Annotated in this window: 16 protein-coding genes and 3 pseudogenes; 7 read left to right on the top strand and 12 right to left on the bottom strand. The window is 52.0% G+C overall.

Annotation, left to right across the window (positions count from 1 at the left end):
- Positions 1 to 143: 143 nt before the first annotated feature.
- The 3 genes and pseudogenes from helD to XI25_RS06405 form a co-directional block, all read right to left on the bottom strand.
- Positions 144 to 2,465, bottom strand: a complete 2,322-nt coding sequence (helD, locus tag XI25_RS06415) for an RNA polymerase recycling motor HelD (protein ID WP_046677884.1) — start codon at positions 2,463 to 2,465, stop codon at positions 144 to 146.
- 221 nt (positions 2,466 to 2,686) lie between these two features.
- Positions 2,687 to 3,746, bottom strand: a pseudogene (locus XI25_RS06410) (FUSC family protein).
- A gap of 104 nt (positions 3,747 to 3,850) precedes the next feature.
- The gene (locus XI25_RS06405; protein ID WP_046677883.1) at positions 3,851 to 4,507 is read right to left on the bottom strand and encodes a phosphatase PAP2 family protein; all 657 of its coding nucleotides are present in this window, start codon (positions 4,505 to 4,507) and stop codon (positions 3,851 to 3,853) included.
- Positions 4,508 to 5,143: 636 nt separating this feature from the next.
- On the opposite strand from XI25_RS06405, the gene XI25_RS06400 reads away from it, so the two are divergent.
- Positions 5,144 to 6,928 carry a glycosyl hydrolase gene (locus XI25_RS06400; protein WP_052759472.1) on the top strand — a complete coding sequence of 595 codons (1,785 nt, stop codon included), beginning with the start codon at positions 5,144 to 5,146 and terminating at the stop codon, positions 6,926 to 6,928.
- 229 nt (positions 6,929 to 7,157) lie between these two features.
- Here the strand turns inward: XI25_RS06400 and XI25_RS06395 are convergent, their stop codons facing one another.
- From XI25_RS06395 to selD, 3 genes are read right to left on the bottom strand one after another with little or no spacing between them, the layout of a single operon-like run.
- A complete protein-coding gene (locus XI25_RS06395) occupies positions 7,158 to 7,352 on the bottom strand; it encodes a hypothetical protein (RefSeq protein WP_046677882.1) in 195 nt (64 codons plus the stop codon).
- 55 nt (positions 7,353 to 7,407) lie between these two features.
- Positions 7,408 to 8,442, bottom strand: coding sequence for a tRNA 2-selenouridine(34) synthase MnmH (gene mnmH / locus XI25_RS06390; protein WP_046677881.1), 1,035 nt, complete (start codon positions 8,440 to 8,442; stop codon positions 7,408 to 7,410).
- Between the two features lie 41 nt (positions 8,443 to 8,483).
- Positions 8,484 to 9,536, bottom strand: a complete 1,053-nt coding sequence (gene selD / locus XI25_RS06385; protein ID WP_046677880.1) for a selenide, water dikinase SelD — start codon at positions 9,534 to 9,536, stop codon at positions 8,484 to 8,486.
- A 315-nt stretch (positions 9,537 to 9,851) separates the two neighbouring features.
- On the opposite strand from selD, the gene XI25_RS34180 reads away from it, so the two are divergent.
- The 3 genes from XI25_RS34180 to XI25_RS36730 all read left to right on the top strand — a co-directional run bounded on the left by XI25_RS34180 (position 9,852) and on the right by XI25_RS36730 (position 11,621).
- The gene (locus XI25_RS34180) at positions 9,852 to 10,544 is read left to right on the top strand and encodes a SurA N-terminal domain-containing protein (RefSeq protein ID WP_235439693.1); all 693 of its coding nucleotides are present in this window, start codon (positions 9,852 to 9,854) and stop codon (positions 10,542 to 10,544) included.
- Positions 10,471 to 11,127: a peptidylprolyl isomerase gene (locus tag XI25_RS34175; RefSeq protein WP_327204739.1), complete on the top strand. Its 657-nt coding sequence runs from the start codon at positions 10,471 to 10,473 to the stop codon at positions 11,125 to 11,127. Before XI25_RS34180 ends, XI25_RS34175 begins: the two co-directional genes overlap by 74 nt.
- Before the next feature lie 146 nt (positions 11,128 to 11,273).
- Positions 11,274 to 11,621, top strand: a complete 348-nt coding sequence (locus XI25_RS36730) for a hypothetical protein (RefSeq protein ID WP_082112236.1) — start codon at positions 11,274 to 11,276, stop codon at positions 11,619 to 11,621.
- 49 nt (positions 11,622 to 11,670) lie between these two features.
- Here XI25_RS36730 and XI25_RS06375 read toward each other — a convergent pair.
- Positions 11,671 to 12,329, bottom strand: a pseudogene (locus XI25_RS06375) (YdcF family protein).
- Between the two features lie 179 nt (positions 12,330 to 12,508).
- Here XI25_RS06375 and XI25_RS06370 point away from each other — a divergent pair.
- Entirely contained in the window at positions 12,509 to 13,303 is a 795-nt protein-coding gene (locus XI25_RS06370; RefSeq protein ID WP_082112247.1) for a YwaF family protein, read from the top strand.
- Here the strand turns inward: XI25_RS06370 and XI25_RS06365 are convergent.
- From XI25_RS06365 to XI25_RS06345, 5 genes and pseudogenes are all read right to left on the bottom strand, one after another.
- The gene (locus tag XI25_RS06365; protein WP_082112235.1) at positions 13,241 to 14,326 is read right to left on the bottom strand and encodes an aldose 1-epimerase; all 1,086 of its coding nucleotides are present in this window, start codon (positions 14,324 to 14,326) and stop codon (positions 13,241 to 13,243) included. The genes XI25_RS06370 and XI25_RS06365 overlap by 63 nt on opposite strands.
- Positions 14,327 to 14,476: 150 nt before the next feature.
- Positions 14,477 to 16,192, bottom strand: a complete 1,716-nt coding sequence (locus XI25_RS06360) for a glycerol-3-phosphate dehydrogenase/oxidase (protein WP_046677879.1) — start codon at positions 16,190 to 16,192, stop codon at positions 14,477 to 14,479.
- Positions 16,193 to 16,370: 178 nt separating this feature from the next.
- Positions 16,371 to 17,880 (bottom strand): annotated as a pseudogene (glpK, locus tag XI25_RS06355) (glycerol kinase GlpK).
- A gap of 120 nt (positions 17,881 to 18,000) precedes the next feature.
- Complete coding sequence (locus tag XI25_RS06350; RefSeq protein WP_046677878.1) at positions 18,001 to 18,558, bottom strand: glycerol-3-phosphate responsive antiterminator; 558 nt, start codon at positions 18,556 to 18,558, stop codon at positions 18,001 to 18,003.
- A gap of 42 nt (positions 18,559 to 18,600) precedes the next feature.
- Positions 18,601 to 19,680, bottom strand: coding sequence for an ROK family protein (locus XI25_RS06345; RefSeq protein ID WP_235439691.1), 1,080 nt, complete (start codon positions 19,678 to 19,680; stop codon positions 18,601 to 18,603).
- A gap of 701 nt (positions 19,681 to 20,381) precedes the next feature.
- Here XI25_RS06345 and XI25_RS35690 point away from each other — a divergent pair.
- Both XI25_RS35690 and XI25_RS06340 read left to right on the top strand, forming a co-directional pair.
- Positions 20,382 to 20,714 (top strand): ABC transporter substrate-binding protein, encoded by a 333-nt coding sequence (locus tag XI25_RS35690; RefSeq protein ID WP_268794472.1) that lies wholly within the window; start codon positions 20,382 to 20,384, stop codon positions 20,712 to 20,714.
- Complete coding sequence (locus tag XI25_RS06340; RefSeq protein WP_268794471.1) at positions 20,686 to 21,510, top strand: ABC transporter substrate-binding protein; 825 nt, start codon at positions 20,686 to 20,688, stop codon at positions 21,508 to 21,510. Before XI25_RS35690 ends, XI25_RS06340 begins: the two co-directional genes overlap by 29 nt.
- The last annotated feature ends 58 nt before the right edge of the window (positions 21,511 to 21,568 follow it).

Raw genomic sequence — 21,568 nt, 5'->3', positions numbered from 1 at the left:
GGCTGATAATGTCGAATTATTTCTATGTACTGTATTTATTTCGACAAAATTCGCAACAAAGTGAATAGAGCCGTTGCCCATTCACCGCTCTATGCGGAAAATAAAAAAACCCGTCCTGGAACGAACGGGTTTACATCCTGCTATTAAGGCAAAAACCTGCTTTTTTCTCCGGTATGATAGATGTGAAGCTCGTGCATCGCTCTTGTACAAGCGGTATAGAACAGCTTTCGCTCGCTTTCCTTGCCATACACGTCATCAGAACCGTTGTAAATGATCACGGCATCAAACTCAACGCCCTTGGCCAGGTAAGCCGGTACGACCAGCGTGCCTTTCTCAAAGGCCGGGGTCGTTTTCGCAATGAGCCTGGACTGGATGGCGGTAGAGAGCTGCTTTTGAACCCGGCGGCTCTCTTCTTCGGTTTTGCAAATCACGGCTACGTAATGATACCCCTTGGCCTGAAGCTCACCGATATCCGAGATCACCAGCCGGCATAATTCCTCATCGTTAATCGCGGCTGTGACGCGAGGTTCTTCGCCAGGCCGGTTAAACGGAACGATGTCTTCTCCTCCGGGGATCATTTTCCGGGTAAAGTTCACGATTTCGTAGGTGGAACGGTAGCTTCGGGTAAGGGAGATAACCTCCGTCTCTTCCTCCCCGTACAGGCTGACCAAATTCTTCAGGTTCCCCAGCGCTTCCCCGTGAGCGTAGATGGCCTGATTCAAATCGCCGAGAACGGTCATTTTTGCCCTAGGAAAAAGCCGCTTCAAGAATTCCAACTGGAACGCCGAATAGTCCTGCACCTCGTCCACGATCACGTGGCGAATGGCCGTATTGGTGCGGAAGCCCTGAAGGAGCTCCTTCAAGTACAGAAACGGCGTGGCATCCTCATAGGCCAATTCCTTATTTTCTATTCTCTCCATAGTCTGGCTGCATATTTCGCTCCAGCTAGCGGGCAGTGCGGCTCCTCCGCCCAGCAGCCTTCTGAACAACCTTTCATCCGCAAAAAGCTTCCGGTATAGTCCTTTGACGTCCACATACCGGTAACGCTTGATCCACCGGCGAAGGGGCTTGAGGCGGTCGCTGACCACCATCCGCGATAGCAGCTCTTTTTCCGTGTCGAAATCGCTGAAGCTGTCTTCCCTTTTGTTTTGCTTTCGCCGCATGGTCTGAAAAGCCCGTTGGTAATCTTCTTGATCCAGGAGCTCGATCTGATCTTCTACCCAAGATGCCTTTCTTTCCTCCTGCGCAAACTCGGATAAACGTTTCAGCAGCCACTCCTTCATCAGATCAAGCCGATTGGCAAGCTTTACAGCCGGATCGTAGCCGTAAAACTGCCGGCTCATGTCATCCCCGCTAATAATGACCCTTCCTTGAAAAACGACCGGACGAAACATCATGCCTTCCCGCTCCAAAAGATCCTTATAAGCCCGGATGACGTTCAAGTACGGAACGCTTGATTTAAACGTGATTCCTTCCCTTCGCGCCCGATTAGACGGGGTGTCCGGCGCGTTCAAAAGCGTCTCTGTTTGGGAAAAGACATCCTCAAGCTCAAACTCCTTGCCCAGGCGGTGCTCCAGATATGACTGGAACGTCGTCTGCTGCATATTATCTTCGCCGAGCTCCGGCAGAACCGTCGAAACATAGCTGTTGAAAAGCGGGTTCGGCGAGAAGAGAATCATTTGATCCGCCTGCAGAACTTCCCTGTATTTGTAAAGAAGATAGGCTACCCTCTGCAATGCCGCCGAGGTTTTTCCGCTTCCGGCAGCTCCCTGGACAACCAGCATTCGCGTTTTGTCGTTCCGGATGACGGCATTCTGCTCCTTTTGGATCGTGGCGACGATATTTTTCATCCGGTCGTCGGCACTGTGGCTAAGCACCTGCTGCAGCAGCTCGTCGCCGATGGTTACGCCCGTGTCAAACAGCACCTCAATCACCCTGTCACGGATAACGAACTGCCGCTTCAGGCTCATCTCGCCCTTAACCGTTCCCGATGGGGTTTCATAGGCCGCCGCGCCGGGAGCCCCGTCATAATACAGGCTGGAAATCGGGGCACGCCAATCATAAATAAGAAAATGCTCCATGGCCTCATCCATAAATGACCCGATGCCCAGATAAATTGCCTCGTTTTCGTCTGCACCTTCCTCCCGGAAATCAATCCGCCCGAAATACGGGGACAGCACCAGCTTTTTATATTTCTTCAATGCCTTGCTGGACTGAAGGTGTGACCTTTCCCTTTCGGAAAGTACCTGGGACTGCTGGCGAAGGTTGGTCGATGTCTCTCCCAAGTCGTCCGGGTTGCTGAAGTTGACCGTTACCTCGTCCCAAAAATCCTTTCTCATTTCAATGACTTCACTGCGTACATTGCCGACATCGGCTTCCAACTGCTGAATTTTCATGCCGATTTTATCCGTTACCTCATCAACGCGCGCCTGTTCTTGCTTCCAATCCTGATCGCTGATAGCCATCTCTTCATCCCCTTATTTACTGGTTGACAGCGCATTTAACACATGTTAAAATATAATTGTATTAATATGCCTCGGCAACACTTTTATGGAATCAGACCAAGGCTTATTGTATCAGTCTATAACTTATTAATCAATATGTTTACCCTAAAGTCGGAGAAACTAGCCGATTTTTTTGTTTTTATAAGATAAATAACAACCTGCACGACATAAAGTGCAGGTTGTTATTTTTTCAGCCAGGCCAAAATTCCTTTGCTGTTCTCTTTCCCTTCCACCATGCGGCCGATATGATCCGCCACCCGGTTAAGGCGCTCCAGCGTATGCCCATAATCATACATCGCCGCAGCAACAACGGAAAGCCGGAATCCCCCCGGCAGCCGATCCTGCCCCGTTCATGACGCCGTCCATAAAAGCCTCGTTCTGTTCCGCCATGCTTTCGGCTTCTTCCTCATTAGGCTTCAGCTTGTCTTCGAATTTCCATAAAATATGCTCATGGAATTTTATCAACCTTTCCAGATTGGCATCAAACTCCTGGTCGACCTCTTCCGTCCGCTGGGCCTGAAAATAGTGATTTTCCACGGCAACCAGCACCTCGTAGCCTTTTTGAAGCGAGCTCAGCAAATGCTTATAGACGACCAGCTGCCTGGAATGACTGTATTTCGCCCTTTTCAGCTTCTTCTGCTCTTCCTCAAACAGGTTGTATTTGTCGGCGAGCGATATGATTTTACCTTCCAGACTGTTCATTTCATCCCGGTAGACGGCGTCCTTGATTTCGTGGGAGATGGCCGTTCGCAGGAGAAGCGACATCTTGCCGAAAACATCGTTGATCTGCTTAAAATACTGTTCCCTCGGTTTCGGGGGAAACACGAGTATATTAATCAGAAAGGCAGAAACGATACCGATCAACGTCAGGAAAAACCGGTTGATGGCAAAATCCCACTGCCCGGACGCCTCCATGACCGTGATGACGGTGACCAGCGTCAAACCGATGGTCTCGCCCATATTGAGTTTGATGCAAATCATAATGACGACGATGCACACAAGGCCCACCGCGATCGGCTGATTGGATAAAAAGTATCCCCCCAGCATCGCTATGATCGCACCGAGCGTACTCGTTTGAAGCTGGTCGAGGAAATACCTCCAGGAACGGTATATCGATGGCTGCATGGCAAAAATCGCAGCGATCGCCGCACCGACCGGCGAGGTTATGCCTAACAGCATCGTCAAATAAAGTGCCAGCGTTACGGACAAGCCTGTTTTGAACATTCTAGCACCGAAGGCCATCGACAGCCCTCCTTACTTATCTCTATATCATGTATAATGGATATGTTGCCTGTTTAGCAAGCACCCGGCACACAGTATAAGCATTACTTACCCTCACGAATGCCTCATGATGCGCTTCGGCCGTTCCGGAGCTCGTAAATGCCGATGGCAAAAAGCATCCATGCACAACTTGCCAAGAAGCCGCCAAGGACATCGCTCGGATAGTGCACCCCCAGATAAATCCGGCTTAGGCCGATACAGAGTATCATTGCGCCGGACACGGCAAGAAGCAGAACTCTTCCCGCTGCGCTTGGAATATGCCGCCACAGCAAGTAGGTCAATATACCGTACAGTGAAAATGCAGCCATGGAGTGGCCGCTGGGAAAGCTATACCCGCTGATCTCGATCAAACGGTGAATATCGGGTCTTACACGCTTAAAGGAATGTTTCAGCAAAAGATTCCAAAGTTCTGTTCCCAACAAGACCGACATAAATAGGAGCAGTTCCCGCCGGTGCCGCAGCACGACGTAAAGGAACAACAGAATAACCGCACAGAGGACGATTACGGCCGACGTGGAGCCGACGAAAGTAAACCCTTTGGCAGCCTCCGTTAAAACGGGACCTTCAAGTCCCTGAATCCATGTGATGACAGCCATGTCGAATCCTATCTCCTTGTTTGCAGCAACAAGTGCAGCTATGCCGGCAAAAGCAAGAATACACAGCAAGGAACTGATCCAAAGCCGCGATATCCGGGTATTATGATATAGGCGTGTTCGGTTCATGATGTAACTCCTTTTGTACGTGTTAAAGCAATCGGAAAATATGATAGTATCATGTTCCTGAACCGAAGTACAGCTTTTCCCAAATATCCTTTAGAATTTCGTAAATCATGCCGAATTATTAACGTTTTTTTCAAATCAAAGATGCTGGAGGTTGTTTCATGAAACGCAAGTTTTGGTATGGAGCTGCCCTGTGCGCAGCTTTAGGCATAACGTTCTCGCTGCCCGTCGCGGCCTTTGACGGAGAGATCAAAGCGGGAGCCGGTACGTATTCCACGGTTTTGCCGCAGGGGGCTGCCGAAGTACAGCCGACAATGTATGCAACCCCGAACGTTTCCGGGGCCCTTCCCTCAAGCAAGTGGTGGAGCAGCCTTGCCTGGGATCCTTACTCCGAAGCGCAGTATCCGCATCCGCTCGCCGTAAAAAACGAGGAACAAGGATTAAGGATATATCACCCGGGGCCGCGCATGGCCGCAGACGATTCGAGTCTTTCCGGCTCCCTGGCGGAAGCGGGCGACTTTGTCGCAGGACATTCGGACGTATCCGCCTTTCCGGATGCCAGGGTTGACGGCTATAGCGACTGGTTCGTGAACGCCAAGTATACATACGGGACTAAAACGATGAAGGTTGCATACGGTCATGGATCCCCATACGTTTTTTTTCGCCTATTCGGGAGGCAATCCCAGCCTGACTTTTACCGGCAAGCCGGAGATTTGGTATGGCGGCCGGAACGGTCCCGTGCTGGGATTGACCGTAAACGGAGCCCACTACGGACTGTACGGCCCGAGCGGCAGTACATGGAGCGGGATCGGCACGGACAAGCTGATCAACTCCTTAAACGGAAAGCAATACTTTTCTATCGCCGCGCTGCCGGACAACCGTCCCGAAACCCTGGAAAAGTTCAAACAATATGCATATTCCCACGTAACGGACACGAAGGTAAGCTGGAGCTACGATTCCCAAACCAGCGATGTGGTTACGACCTATGAATACGAGACGGAAGTTATGGAAGGTACGCGAAAGGGAACGATATTTGCCCTGTACCCGCACCAGTGGAAGCACTCCGGGGATGCCCGGCTGCCCTATGCCTATTCCTCGGTGCGCGGCACCATGAAAACCGGCGAAGGATCGTCTTTTCAAACCAGGATGAAATACACCGGCATGCTTCCAGCCCTGCCGGATTCTGGATCCTATGACCCCAAACTGGCGAAGTACATCGAGGAGGCCGGCGATGAAGATTATATCGGTGCCCCGGATACCTATTCGGTCGGCAAACGGCTTGGAAAGCTCGCTACGCTGGTACCGATCGCGGAGCAGGCCGGAGATGATGAGGCCGCAGCTCAATTTCGCGGGGAAATCAAATCGAGGCTGGAAGACTGGCTGACGGCAAGCGATGCCGACGGAACCCTAAACCTTTCGGAATTGTTTTATTACAATAAATCCTGGGGAACGCTCATCGGCTACCCGGCAAGCTACGGTACGGACGCCGAGCTGAACGACCATCATATTCATTACGGCTATTTCATCCGGGCAGCTGCCGAGCTGGCGCGGAACGATAAGACCTGGGCAGACGAGAAACATTACGGGCCGATGATCGACTTGCTTATCCGGGATATCGCCAATCCGGAGCGGGGGGATTCCATGTTTCCGTTCCTTCGGCATTTCGACCCGTTTGCGGGCCATTCCTGGTCATCGGGGCACGGACGCTTCGGGGACGGCAATTACAACGGTTCATCCTCCGAGGTCATGAACGCTTGGTCGGCTTTAATTATGTGGGGAGAGGCCGTGTCCGACCCCAAAATAAGGGATCTCGGCATTTACCTCTACACCACCGAAATGAACGCCATTAAGGAGTATTGGTTCGATACGGAGGGAACCAATCTCGGGAAACATTTCAATCCCGTCTCGGCAAGCATCGTATGGGGTGGAAAAACGACAGGAAATGCCACCTGGTGGACAACCCGCCCGATCGAGGCGGCTGCCGTCAACTGGCTCCCCGTGACGGGTGCCTCCTTGTACCTGACGCACCAGCCTTCCTTTGCCGATCAGCAATACTCCATGCTGGTCAGGGAGAATGGCAGTGCCTCCTTCGAAGTTTGGGAAGACCTGATCTATATGTACAGGGCTGTGTCAAACCCGGACGAAGCCGGGACCTTATTCGACCGTCAAGCGGACGCCATGGTTCCCGAACCGGGCAATTCCAAAGCCAATGCGTATCATTGGATTTCCAATATCGCCTCTCTCGGCACGCAGAACCCGGCCATCACGGCGGACACGCCATTTTTTGCCGTATTTGAGAAGGAAGGCCGCAGAACCTATGTCGTCTACAACATGACGGAATCGGATCAAACCGTTCATTTCTCGGACGGCACCTCATTCCGGGCCGAACCGGGTCAATTCACCGTGGAAAAGCATCCGGGGTAAGACGTCTATCGACGTACTTTCTCAGAAGACAGACCGCATTTAGCGGAAGTTTTTCTTGCGAGATAAGGATGGCAAACCTCTGAAGTTTATACTTCTCTCTTAAAAATGCACTTATTATCATGAAAACATGCGTCATAAACAGCAAGGGTGTCCCTAAAGGTCCAAGCGACCCGGGGACACCCTTGCTTGTTGTTTATTTATGAAGGTTAGCACTCAAGATGACGCGGCATCAATCGAATATCACCCAAACCAAAACGAAAGCGGCAAGGGCGACGACATAAAACGCCACCAATCTGACCATATTGGACCTGGTTTTTCGCCCGTAATCCGGGTTGGACTTCCTGTTCTCCTGGGATAATCCGACCATCATGGTCGAAATGCCGCCAATTAATATCAGAGCAATTACGATGACATAAAAAATCACGCCATCTTCCCCCTTCATATGTGATCAACCGATAAAGATGCATGATCTTTCGATATTAGAACCGGCGGCCCAATAATTCTTTTATGGCCCGAACCGCCTCTGCCGGAGTACCTGCCTTAATAACGATCTGTTGGTTCTCGCCGTACAACCGGGCCGAGTGATCATATTTCGGATCATAGTAATGGACCAGCAGAAGCCGGACCGCCTCGGCGAATCGGTCTTCATCCAAGCAGCGTAAAATCTCTGCCGCGATCGGCGTATGAATCCGATCCTTGATCCGGTTGAAGGCCGCGATGCATTGGTTCTTGAACTCGTAAGGCCGGTAATCCTTCATGATTTGCTCCACGCGCTGTTCCACGGGCATGTCCAGTATGATGGCGGTACCGGCTTCTTTTTTCTCCATTAAAAAATCGGGGAGCACCACTTTCCCGATCCGTTTGCTCTCGGCTTCGAGCAGTACGTACGGCGATCCTTTCATTTTCTTTAACTTTTCAAAAAACAAGGAATCAAACGTCTTCTGATTATATGACGGTAGACCGATATGCCCAAAGATCGACCCGCGGTGGCCCGACAAACCCTCCAGGTCCAAAACGGGATACCCTTCCCGCTCCAGCTGCTGCAAAACGGCCGTCTTCCCGGTTCCCGTATAGCCGTGCAGCACGAAAGCTTCCATATCCAGCCGGGTATTATCCAGCGCATCGACGACAAGCCTGCGGTATGCCTTTATGCCTCCCTCAATCCGGCTGACATGCACATCCATCAGGGAAAGTACCGTGGCCGCCGTCCGGCTTCGCATGCCTCCCCTCCAGCAAAAGACCGCTTTATCCCCGTCTATCTCTTTAAATTGCTTTACGAAGGAAGGCAGCTTGGCCGACATGATTTCCAAGCCGCGGTCTTTGGCCGCTTCCACGCTGACCTGTTTATACAGAGTACCGATTTCCGCTCTTTCCTCATCGTTGAACACGGGAATATTAAGACTTCCCGGAATGGTGGAATCCCGGTACTCGGAGGGCGACCTTACATCGATCAGGGTTATATTCTTGCTTTCCTTTTGCTTGAGCAGTTCTTCAACACTGATGTCTTGAAACATTTCGTACGCTCCTTTATCCTTGCCGGACGAGACTCCGCTGTCTACTGAACGACAATTCTTCCGGGATGCTCTTCCGTTACGCGGCCGATCATTCCCGCTTCCAGGCCGGCATCGCGGAGTTCCTGAAGCAGTTGCCCGGCCTCGCCGCCTTCAACCGAAATCAGCAGGCCCCCCGAAGTGACGGCATCGCACAAAATCCAGCGGTCGATCTGATCCATCTGTTCCGGGAACTGAACCGAATCGCTGACATGATCATGGTTGTTTTTGGTGCCGCCCGGGATCACGCCGGAGTCCGCCATTTCACGTACGCGGGGGAGAACCGGCACCTGGTCCTTTTGAATGACGATGCCGGTCCCGCTGCCCTTGGCCATCTCAAGAGAATGGCCCATCAGACCGAAGCCCGTTACGTCCGTGCACGCATGAACCGTGTATTTGTCCATGATTTCCGCAGCGGTCTTGTTAAGCTGGGACATCACCGCCGTGACTTTGGCGATTTCCTCGTCCGTCAAAAGATCCTTTTTAATCGAGCTGGACAAAATGCCCACCCCGATCGGCTTGGTGAGAATAAGGACATCTCCCGGCTTCGCCCCCGCATTGGTACGCACCCTGTCGGGGTGTATAATCCCCGTCACGGCCAGACCGAATTTCGGTTCCTTGTCATCGATGGAATGTCCTCCGACCAAAGTAACGCCCGCTTCCTTCAGCTTGTCCCCCGCTCCGCGCAAAATATCGGAAAGGATCGATTTGTCGAGCGTCGAGATCGGAAAAGCCACGATATTGAGAGCCGTCAGAGGTTTCCCGCCCATCGCATAAATATCGCTGATCGCGTTTGCCGCGGCAACTTGTCCGAAAGAATACGGATCGTCCACGATCGGGGTGAAAAAGTCCACGGTTTGTACGATAGCCAAATCATCTGTCAAACGGTATACGCCGGCATCATCGCTTGTATCCAGACCGACGAGAAGATTCGGGTCGTGTTCGGCAGGCGGCAAGGTTCGTATCACTTGCGCCAGATCCGCAGGCCCTATTTTACAGCCGCATCCTCCTTTGGAGGAAAATGAGGTGAGTTTGATTTTGCCTTGCTGCTGATTCATTGCGGTATCATCCTTTCCAGCTTATGCATCATCTATCGTTCTAACATGCAACAACCCCGGATGTGCGGCGCTTTATGCGCCAGGCATCTCCCGGGGGCTAATCAACAAAAAAAACGTTTTTAGGTTAGCTATATTATATGAAATAACGAAACGGAAGTCTATCATACGGGACAATCGCATGATGTTGACGTTGACGGAACATTATTCAAAAAATATTTTTTATCATTTCTTAAGGTAAACCGAATGCTTATCTGGTAAAGTGATAAAAGAAAATGACCACTTAAATATAAGCAGTTGAAGGGAGTCAATGATTTAATGAAGGAAAATGATGTACAGCCAACCAACAACGGACGTCCTGAGGATGAATTGGGACAAGTCCCGGGGCAAAATCCGGACACAACCAGTGATCCCGCAGCATCCGGGGAGCATAATCGACAGCCGGACATTCCGGAAGAAGGCAATGTAGACGACAACCGCGAAATCAATTCGAATCGGGATGAGCTTACCCCTGTCGACGACATGGCCTCATCCGATCCCTCCGAACCGGCAGCCGACATTCCTCCGGGACATAACGGCAGCAATCCCGCATCAGCCGGCGGAGGCGGCGGCAAAGGCTGGATGGTTGCTTCGCTGCTGCTTGCAGCTGCCTTGGTCGTCGTACTCATCGCCCCTCCTTTCGCGAAAGACACCGGCAAGGAAGCCGTAGCGACGGTTAACAACGTAGATATTACCAAGGACAAGCTCTATGACGAACTCGTCAAAGCGGGCGGCGAGCAAACGCTCGACGGATTGATCAGGGAAGAGCTGATCAATCAGGAGCTGGGCAAAAAATCGATAAAAATAACCGACGCCCAAGTGACGGAAGAAATTGACTCGGTTAAAAAAAATGTTCCCTTCCGAAGACGATTTCAACAATGCGCTCGCATCCAGCGGCATGACCATGGACAACTTGAAGGAACAGACGAAAATGCAGCTGGAGATCACGAAGCTGCTCGGCGACAAGGTTAAAGTGACCGACGACGAAATCAAAAAAACCTATGACCAGTACAAGGACAGCTTTGCTACGCCTGAACAGGTTCGGGCTTCCCACATTCTCGTGGATACCAAAGAGGAAGCCGAAAAAATCATTAAACAGCTTAAGGACGGTGCCGACTTTGCGGCCATCGCCAAAGAGAAAAACGAGGATGCCACGAAGGAAACCGGCGGAGACCTCGATTTCTTCCCCAAGGGAAAAATGGACCCCGCTTTTGAAGAAGCCGCATTCAAGTTGAAAAAAGGCGAGATCAGCAGCGAGCCGGTCAAGTCCTCCTTCGGCTACCATGTCATCAAGGTGACGGACCGCAAGGAAGCGACGAACCCTACCTTCGAGGATAAAAAAAGAAGATATCCGCAAACAGCTTGTCTCCTCCAAAGTAAGCGAGCAGTCCGGCGCTTATCTCCAAGAGTTGAAAGACAAAGCGAAGATCACGAACACCCTCGAAAAAAAAGGATGACAAAGCAGACGAGAAAGCAGCCGAAACGCCGGCTAAGCCGTAAAAAAATCCGAAACGACGCCGTGGCCCTTCCCGAAGGACCGCGGCGTTTTTTGTAGATGAATCCAAAAAAAATGCTCTATATTCAAGGGGGAGGGAGTTTTTTTTATGCAAAATCACAAAAAAATGCTTTAATGAAGCAGTAAAAACGTGGTAATATGAAAGCGTTATCATCAAATTGGTAATAACATAAGGGGGAATCAGAATGATGAGGTATGCACCAGAATCCAGAAACGTTTATGAGGACTTCGTGGTGGAAACGGACATTCTGTTCTTTAAGACCGGAACCCACGGCCTGGTTAGCTTTCACGGCAGAAACTATAATATAAAGAAAAGAATGTCTGCCGAGCAACTCCGTTCTCTTTTATCCGGCAAAAAATTTTACAATGTCGGCGGCAACTGCTACGTGAACGTCGACAAGGCGACCGATGTGGAACAAGGAGTCGTTTATTTCGGCGAAAAAGCGCCCTCCGCCAAAGTGCTTCGGATTCCGAGGTGGAAACAGGAGCCGCTGAAACGGCTCATGGCCGGAAACAAGCTGCCCGTTACATAAACCCGGCAGCGTAAACCGCCCTGCTCGCTGATGAGCAGGGCGGTTTTTATTAACGGAAGGGGGCTGCCATCCGATAGCCGATGTAAAAAAAACATCTCCCTCAGCAGAAACGGCACCTTGGTTTTCAGGCTTTGATAGGCGCTGGCGGTAGTGGGCGAAGAATAAGCCTTCATCCCCAAGTCCTCGGCCATCCTCATTGCACGTTTCATATGAAGCGGATCGCTGACGATCAGGTAGGTCTCAATGCCTCCCGCACGTTCGGCTGCAGCTTTTGCATTAGCAAGATTTTGCTCGGTAATCTCCGAAACGGTCTCGATCAGAATGTCTTCCGGTTTAACCCCTCGTTCCAACGCATACCGCCTCGAAGCCTCGGCTTCGCTGATCTCTCCAACGTCTTTCGCTCCGCCGGTAAATATCAGTTTTTTCGCATCTCCGCTCCGGTACAGCTCCAAAGCGTGGTCAATCCTTCGTTCAAGGACGGGAGATGGCTTTCCCCCCGGCGACAGCCGCCCCCAAGACAACCGCTGCATCAGCTTTCACGTTATGGGTCACCAGGCTGAAGGACCATATGGAATAAGCGGTGTAAAGTACGTAAATCAGAAAGAATCCGGATATCCACCATATCAACCGAAAACTCTTCCTCCATCGGCGTTCCCCCTGTTTTTTCGTTTTCCACTTGCCGTTCCGTCTGATCCCCCCCCTTTGCATCCTCCCTGCATATTCTACGTCTATTGTACTGAAACATCATTCACTAAATTTTTTTATGAAAAAAATTAAGGCTTTGAGGAAGATAAACCCGTTCATTCATGATAAAATCCAAATCATTAATGGAAACCTAAGAGGAGGTTGTCCCCATTCAAGAGTTGTTTGATCCGGAGTATCCGTTTATGTTTCATGCCTTTTCCCTGGAGCATTGGCTGATTTTGAGCCTGCTGGCTTTGATGATCCTTGGGCTATTCGCGTTTCGCGGCCGGATTGCCGGAAATCCCGGTGTCCATGCCGCCATCCGCCGGGTCCTTATTGCAGCTCTCGTCCTGCCCGAAATCGCGCTCCAACTCTGGTATATATCGGTCGGCATCTGGGACCCTACTACTTCGCTACCGCTTGAGCTTTGCAGCCTGACCATGGTTCTCGGCGCTGTCGTCCTGATCACCGGAAGCCGTAAATTCTATCCGATCCTGTATTTTGCGGGGATTGGCGGTGCGCTTCAGGCGGTGCTTACCCCCAGCCTGGATTATCCGTTCCCCCACTTTCGCTTTTTTCATTTCTTTATTGTTCATATCGCCATTATACTCGCGCCCTTATATATGACCTGGGTCAAAGGCTACCGCCCGAACTGGAGGTCGATCGGATGGACGATGCTGTTTTTGAATGGTGCCGCGCTTGCTGTCGGAACGGTCAATTGGGCGGTCGGCTCCAACTACATGTACCTGATGGGAAAACCGGCCACGCCTTCGGTGCTGGATGTTCTGGGGCCCCACCCTTTTTATATTCTGGCCGAGGAGTTGTTCGCTCTCGTGCTGTTCATCTTGATGTATTCCGTCTTTTTTTTACATTCCGGATCGGGTCGGACAAAGACGCAAGATCTCTTCCAGCCTGTCCCAAACCTCGTCGGCACCTTAAGCGAAAGAAAAAAACGCCTCACGGCGTTTTTTTTTGGTTACAGGGACGTTCCATGGTGATGAGCCAAAGAACGGGCTGGGGCGAAAAGCCGCTATTTCAGATAAAAAACGGGAGGTTTCCTCCCAAATCTCTCCCGGGGCCAGGCCGAAAAGACCGATTTCGTCGGCCGGAAGATCCATATTCGGCGCATTGACCAGATTGATCTGCGGCTCCGGACAGAAAAACCGCCCGTTGGCGCCGTTATTCCAAATCATCCACTGTTTATAGGATGTGCCGGCGTCATACACCAAGGTCTTGCCGAGTTTGGTATCGGTCAATTCCATCCGGTTTCGCCCGTTTTGAGGAGCGGCCGTGTAGTGGTTGTCCATAGCGGCAAAATACGGGCTGACGCCTTCGCTCTTCAGCCTTTCCTCATCCGCGGTCAACGTCTGGTATTTGCCTGTCGGCAGCATCCGGTCATTCAATGCCCACCGTTCCCCGACCGTGATTTTCACTTTGCAATTCTCGGAGGCGCTGCCTTCCGCAAAAGGCGCATTTAGCGCCGTATGGAATGCAAGCAGGCATGGCATGGCGCTGTCCCCTTCGTTTCGGATGAATACATGCTGGGACAACCCGGCATCGCTTAGAGTGTAACGCAGCTTAAAAGTAAAAACATGCGGCAGCATCGCGTACACAACGTGATTTTTATCGATTTTCACGCTGACGGTCACATAGCTTTCCGACGGCGTTGTTCCAAATTCCTCTACCGTCCAGGGAATCGTATGTAAAAAGCCGTGAAGGTGGTTGCCCGTCGCCTCCTCATTCACCGGAAAACGATACGTTTGGCCATTCCACGGGAATTTACCGTCCTCATATCGGTTCGGCGGAAAAAGCACCGGTATACCGTGTACGCCCGGGTTCGACTTAAACTCGTCCATCTCCGTCTCGGCCGGCTCCCGCAAAAACCGGTAACCGTTTTCCGTTTCGCGGAAAGCGATCAGGTTCCCGCCGATTTCCGGCAAAACGGCCGCTTCATAGGGTCCGTACTGAAGCCATACGGCTTTCTCTCCTTGATAAGATCCTTCGAATGCCTTGTGGTTCATCGGGTTGATCTCTCCTCTCAAGTATAGACGTATATAGATTACCATACCGATGCCCGGGGATTCTATACCGTCCTACCAACCGAACCAATGACGCCGCCGGATTCGGCGACCCGTGCGCAAGACATGCCGCCCGGGCCGGGGGTTCCGCGATCAAGCCTCGCGAATCTGCTGCAGACCCGTCACAGCCAGCTCCGTTTGGGCAGGGCGCGTCGCATCCTGAATCTCTCTTTCCAGCTCCTGCGCGTACACTTCCTTCTCCCCCTCGCTCCAACCCAGAAGCCCTGCCATGCACTCGATTACAGGCTTCTGCCACTGCAGGGTCCAGCCGATGTCAAACAGCAGCGAACCGGTACGGCGGATGAAGAAATCAACCGGTTTAACAGCCATTTCATGCTGTATGGCGTAAAGCAGCGGGACATACACGGAGACGGGCAGTCCAAACGCTTCGTCCTCTTGTCCCCACTCGCGTGCCATGCGGAACAACTCGCCCGCATTGGAACCGTACATCCGCGACCACTTTTCGGCAAGTTTGCGCTCCACGCCCAGCTTGACGCCGGCTTCCGTCTGATCGCGGACGTAATCGGGAAACTGCCGCGAGCCTCCTACATGTCCGCCCGAAATCGGGAGCTGCTTGGTCTGGCAGGAGCCGAATTCTGTACCTCCTTCTTCGGCGATTCGTTTGACGACCAGATCAAGCACCGTATCGGCCATTTTCCGGTAACCGGTCAGTTTGCCTCCCGCAATGGTGATCAGACCCGACGGCGACTCCCAAATTTCATCCTTCCGGGAAATTTCAGACGGACTCTTTCCTTCCTCCAGAATGAGGGGGCGTACCCCCGCCCATGCCGATTCGACATCCGAGCCGCTCAGCTTCACGTCCGGGAACATATAGTGTACGGCTTTTAAAATATAATCACGGTCCTGTTCCGTCATGAAGGGGTGTGCCGGATCGTTCTTGTAAACCGTATCGGTCGTGCCGACGTACGTTTTTCCGTCCCGGGGGATGGCAAACACCATCCGTCCGTCCGGCGTATCAAAATAAACCGCCTGCCGAAGCGGAAATTTAGATTGGTCGATCACCAGATGCACGCCTTTGGTCAGCTGAAGCATCTTCCCCTTTTTCGAATGGTCCATTTCGCGAATCCGGTCCACCCACGGCCCGGAGGCGTTCACGATCTTTTTGCCGGTCACCTGCCGCGTTCCGCCGCCCAGCATATCCTTCACGTTAATTCCCGTTATGCGGCCGTTCGCGTCATAATTGAGCTTTTCGGCTTTCGCATAATTGATCAAAATCGCTCCGCGCGCAGAAGCCTCCTTGAGCACCTCCAGCGTCAAACGGGCATCGTCCGTCCGGTACTCGACATAATAGCCGCCGCCTTTAAGCCCTTCCTTTTTCAGAAGCGGCTCCCGTTTCATCGTCTCCGCGGCGGACAGCATGGACCGGCGTTCCCCGCGCTTTACCCCGGCAAGAAAGTCATATACCTTCAGGCCGATGGACGTGCTGAATTTGCCGAAGGTCCCTCCTTTGTGGATCGGCAGGAGCATCCATTCAGGCGTGGTGACATGGGGACCGTTCTCGTACACGACGGCCCGTTCCTTTCCGACCTCCGCCACCATGCCGACCTCGAACTGCTTCAAATAACGGAGCCCGCCGTGAACCAGCTTCGTGGAACGGCTGCTCGTTCCTGCCGCAAAGTCCTGCATCTCCACCAGCAAAATGCTCATGCCTCGCGTTACCGCATCCAGTGCGATGCCGGCACCGGTTATCCCTCCCCCGATCACGATCAGATCATAGGTGCGATCCGAGAGCCCTTCGAATATGTTCTTCCGTTCCAAGCCTGAAAAATGAAAAACCTGCTGCGTCATGGTCATTTCCTCCCCGAATATCCAGGATATTATTGTTTACGGTTAAAAACGGCAAAAAAAGAGACCACGAAGCACGCGGACAGCTCCCGAATATGAAGGGCGGTTCGCGTCATGTGGTCTCTCCAGATCTCCTGACATATATTAACTTTTAGAGTGCTGATCTTTAACTTATGGCTTATTATAACACATAAAATTTTAATGAAAAGCCATGGCCGCAAAAACGGCTTTTTTTCCAGCCAGTGTACAGCTTCTCGCGCGTCCCTGCATCCATCGAAGGCTTAAAGCTCCGTTCCACGCTCCATTTTCGGCACACCTCGTCCTGATCCTTCCAAAAACCTACAGCCAGACCCGCAAGATAAGCGGCCCCCAAAGCCGTCGTTTCGCTGATCACCGGACGCTCCACCGGCACGCTCAAAATGTCGCTCTGAAACTCCATAATAAACGTGTTGGCCACCGCTCCGCCGTCAACCCGAAGGGACTCGATTTTAAAACCCGAATCCTCTTCCATAACGGACAAGACATCACATGTCTGATACGCGAGCGATTCCAGCGTAGCCCGGATGAAATGCTCCTTCGTCGTTCCCCTCGTCAGGCCGAAAACGGCCCCGCGGACCTCGCTGTTCCAGTATGGACTGCCGAGTCCCACAAACGCCGGGACCACGTACACGCCGTCCGAGGACTCGACGCGGCGGGCATAAGGCTCGCTGTCTTTCGCTTCCCGGAACATGCGCAGCCCGTCCCGCAGCCACTGAATGGCGGAGCCGGCGACAAAGACGCTGCCTTCGAGCGCGTACTGTACCTTGCCGCCGATCCCCCAGGCTATCGTCGTAATCAGGCCGTGCTCCGATTTTACCGGTTTGTCGCCGGTGTTCATCAGCATGAAACTTCCCGTGCCGTAGGTCGTCTTTACCATGCCTTCCTTGAAGCAGGTCTGGCCGAACAGAGCCGCCTGCTGATCCCCCCGCCGCGCCCGCGATCGGAACCTCGTGGCCGAAGAAATGATACGTCGCGGTCTTGGCATACACCTCGGAGGACGGTCTTACCTCCGGCAGCAAACCGGCCGGAATATCCAACAGTTCAAGCAGTTCCTCATCCCACTTGAGCTCGTGGATGTTGTACAACATCGTGCGCGAGGCATTGGAATAATCCGTTACATGCGCTTTCCCGCCGGACAGCTTCCAGATCAGCCAGGTGTCTATCGTCCCGAACAGGAGCTCCCCCCGTTCGGCGCGCTCCCTCACCCCGTCGACATGATCCAGAATCCATTTGATTTTGGTACCTGAAAAATACGGGTCGATCAAAAGCCCCGTTTTGTCCCGAACCATGGGATCATGCCCTTCCGCAATGAGCTGCTCGCAAATCTCGGCCGTCTGCCGGGATTGCCACACGATGGCATGATATACCGGAACGCCGGTGTTTTTGTCCCAAATGACCGTGGTTTCCCGTTGGTTGGTAATGCCGATCCCCGCAATCTGCTGTGTTTTCACGTTTGCCTCCGACAGGCAGGTGGCGATCACGGCCAGAATGGAGCCCCATATTTCATTCGCATTTTGTTCAACCCAGCCCGGCTTGGGAAAATACTGCGGAAATTCCCTCTGAGCCGAATATACCATCCTGCCTTCCCGATCGAAAAGTATCGCTCGCGAGCTCGTCGTTCCCTGATCCAGCGCCAATATGTATTGTTCCATTCCCGTTTCCCCTTTCCAAGTGCATCCACCCCAAAGATTACGTTTTCACGGATACGTTGTCAATTATGTCATTGCATTTTGGGGTTGTTTATGTTTCCGAGGCGAAAGAACGGAATGTCCTCAGGGAAGATAATGCCGGAACAGTTCCCGGCTGGACGTCGTCACCGCCAGCGCCCCTGCCGCAATCGCCTCTTCAACCTGTATCGGCGTTCGGATGAGGCCTCCGGCAAAGATCGGGATTCCGGTACGCCGGTATACTTCGTCAATCATGTGCGGCATGGCGCCCGGCAGCACTTCGATATAGTCCGGCTTTGTTTTTTCCAGCAGGGCGTAATTTTTTTCGAGCGCAAGGGTGTCCAGAAGAAATACGCGTTGGATGGCCACGATTCCCTTCTGCTTCGCCTTCAGGATGACGCTGGACCTCGTCGAAATCAGGCCGTCCGGACGGATTTCCTGGCATAGATATTCGGCGGCGTACTCGTCATTTTTCAAACCCTGGATAAGATCGGCATGCAAAAACATCGACTTCTTCGCCTCCCGGATCAGCCGATACATCTGTCCCAGACGGGCGATATGCGTATCCAGCAAAACCCCGTATTGATACCGGCTCTCCAAAATCTGCTCCAACTGCTTCATCTGCTTAGCCGCGGGTAAAATTTTCTGTCCGCGAAAGCTCATGGCCTGTTTCCCCCTTTAATCCCTTGATTATAACGTCCCGTTTTATCCATCGGCCAGCGGAAATACAAATATGTCCTGAAGCAGCACCGAGGCAGCCCCGATCAGTTTATCGTCCTGCTCCAGGGAGGCCAGCCCGAATACCATGTCCTCTTCCAGGGTCCGGATCGCATGCTTGCCGATGTATTCCCTCACCTTATCCAGGAGGATGGGATTTCCTATGGCCATCTCTCCTCCAAGAATAAGCGCCTCGGGATTAAACATGTTAATCAGGTTAACGATTCCGGCGCCCAGCGTCTCCGCCACCTCCTCGTTAATGTCGAGAGCCAGACGGTCCCCCTTCAACAACGCTTCTTTATAGACCGAAGGAACGATTCGGGCATATTCGCCCCCGCTCAGTTCGTGAATCAGCGTCGGCCGGCCGGTTGCAATCGCCGTAATGATGCGCGAATATACCGCGCTCCAACTGATATAGCTGTCCAGGCAGCCGACATTCCCGCATTCGCAGCGGATTCCGCTGCGGTTCACGCTGGTATGGCCGAACTCTCCGGCACCGCCGCGGCTTCCCCGCAAGATGGCGTCGTTAATCAGGATCCCCGAGCCCAATCCATCGCCTATGGAGATGTAAATCTGATTGGCGTGCGCATAGCTTCCGAACCGCCGTTCCGCGAGGACAACGGAATTCATGTCATTTTCCACCCAGGCTTTAACCCCGTAACGCTCCTCCAGAATCCGTTTCACCGGGACATTCGCCATCCGCAGTTTAGTGTTGTAATGGACGACGCCTTCGGCATGGTCCACAATCCCCGGAACCGTGACCGAGATTCCCACGCAGCGGCTCAGGTCCGCATGAGTCCCGATAAAACGGTCCAGCTTGTCCTTCAGCACTTCCATGACCGCATTTCCCTGAACGCCCGTTATCGGATGGGTCTCCTTTCTCAAAATATGGGCACCCAGATTCATCTGCGACAACATCATGACCGAATTGGTAACCGCAACCGCAAACAAGTAATGATTATCCGGATTAAACCTTAGCAGAATCGGCTTTCTCCCGCCGCTGGAGACACCGGGACCGATTTCAGAAACATAGCCTTCCCTGATCAGCTCCTGAACGGCCGACGCCACCGTGGACGGACTGAGTTTATTTTTTTTTGGCCAACTCGATTCTTGAGATCGGTCCCTCGGTACGGATTTTATTCAGCACCATCGTCCGGTTCATTTCCTGAATGAGCTTCAAATCGCTCTTTCTCATCTTTTTCAACAAACTTCAACCTTTCTTCGTCCGTATTGCTGGCATCTAGCTCTTGTACACTCCATGTTTAGACAAGAACTTATTTTTTGCAAGAAATGTTTAAACTTATTCCAATGAAAATAATAACATCAAACCACGCAAAGGATGTGAATCCCTTAGAACCATATTTTCATGTGAAAAAAAATTATTTTAAATGAAATGTAATCGCTTACTTGAAAAAAATTAAACACGATTATATAATCATTCGCAACAGATTACACAGTTATTCACCTTCATGCAAGTCCTTTAGACGCCAACTTTTTTCGTTAATTGGAATAACTGTGGCTGTAGACAAATGTAAGGAGGACTGCCCCAGCAGAAAAAAAAGCTTTGATACTGTATCCGGCCTCGCTGGAGACGATCCGGAAACCAAGCCTGAAACAGATTAAAGGAGGGTTTATTGATGAAAAAAAAGTCTCCCGCTGCTGTCCGTCTTGATGCTGATTTCTGTTATGTTATCCGCTTGCGGCGGCGGATCCGCGGACGGCGGCAGCGGCAAAAAAAGTGATCAACGTCGCTTTATGGGATGAAAAACGTGAAAGACACCCTGAATGAAACCATCAAGATTTACAACCAAAAGTTTCCTGACGTCGAGGTTAAAGTCACTTATACGCCTTGGGCGGATTACTGGACCAAGCTGAAAACCAGCCTGGCCGGAAACAGCGGCCCCGACGTGTTCTGGATGAACGGGCCCAACTTCCACTCCTATGCTTCCACCGGCCTGATCAAGGATTTGAAGCCCCTCATCGAAAAGAGCAAGCTGGACACGTCCGTGTATACCAAGGCATTGGTCGATTTGTATTCCTATAACGGCAATCTGTACGGCCTTCCGTATTTCCTTGATTCCATCGGACTTTTTTTACAATAAAGAATTGTTTGACAAAGCCGGCGTCCCTTACCCCGACGAAACCTGGACATGGGAGACGCTGGAGGAAAACGCGGCCAAGCTTACGGATAAAAGCAGCGGCGTTTACGGATTTATCGCTCCGATCGACAGCCAAATCGGATATTACAACTTCATTCACCAGGCAGGCGGCTTTGTCATTTCGGAGGACAAAACCAAATCCGGATTCGATTCGCCCGAAGCCTTGTCCGCCTTCAAATGGGAGCAAAGCTTGATCGAGAAAGGCTATTCCCCGAATGCCCAACAGCAGCTTGAAACCAAAACGCGCCAGCTGTTCGGCTCCGGCAAGGCTGCCATGTATCCGGGCATTTCCGTCAATGCCCCCGAACTTCACAAGCTGCTCGGCGATAAGCTCGGCGTTGCCGTCCTTCCGGCAGGCAAACAAAAAGCTTCCATCGTCCACGGACTCAGCTGGGCCATCAACGGGAAAACGAAAGTCGAACCGGAAGCATGGGAGCTAATCCAAGTTCTTTCCGGCAAAGAAGGCGCCGAACTGCTGGCCAAATCCGGCTTCAGCATCCCGGCCTACAAAGGAACGGAGGAAGGCTGGCTGAAATCGATCCCTACCTTAGATCTTCAGGTTTTCGTCGACAGCCTGGAATTCGCCGTTCCTTACCCGGTTTCCCAGAAAACGGCCGAATGGCAGGATGCTGAAGTGAAAGAGATCCAAGCCGCCTTCCTTGGCAAGAAATCATTTGAGGAAGCTCTCAAGAACACGGCCGAAAAAATGAACGCCATTCTGGTCACCGAGAAGAAGTAAGCCTAACCATCATTTCCATTCTGAAAGGACGGTGCTGCCCGTGAATCCTCGCGTTGCT

The organism is Paenibacillus sp. DMB20, assembly GCF_000987955.1.
Classification (GTDB): domain Bacteria; phylum Bacillota; class Bacilli; order Paenibacillales; family Paenibacillaceae; genus Paenibacillus_AQ.
Note: the sequence above shows the minus strand (reverse complement) of the source record. Positions and strands in the feature narration are given on the sequence as shown.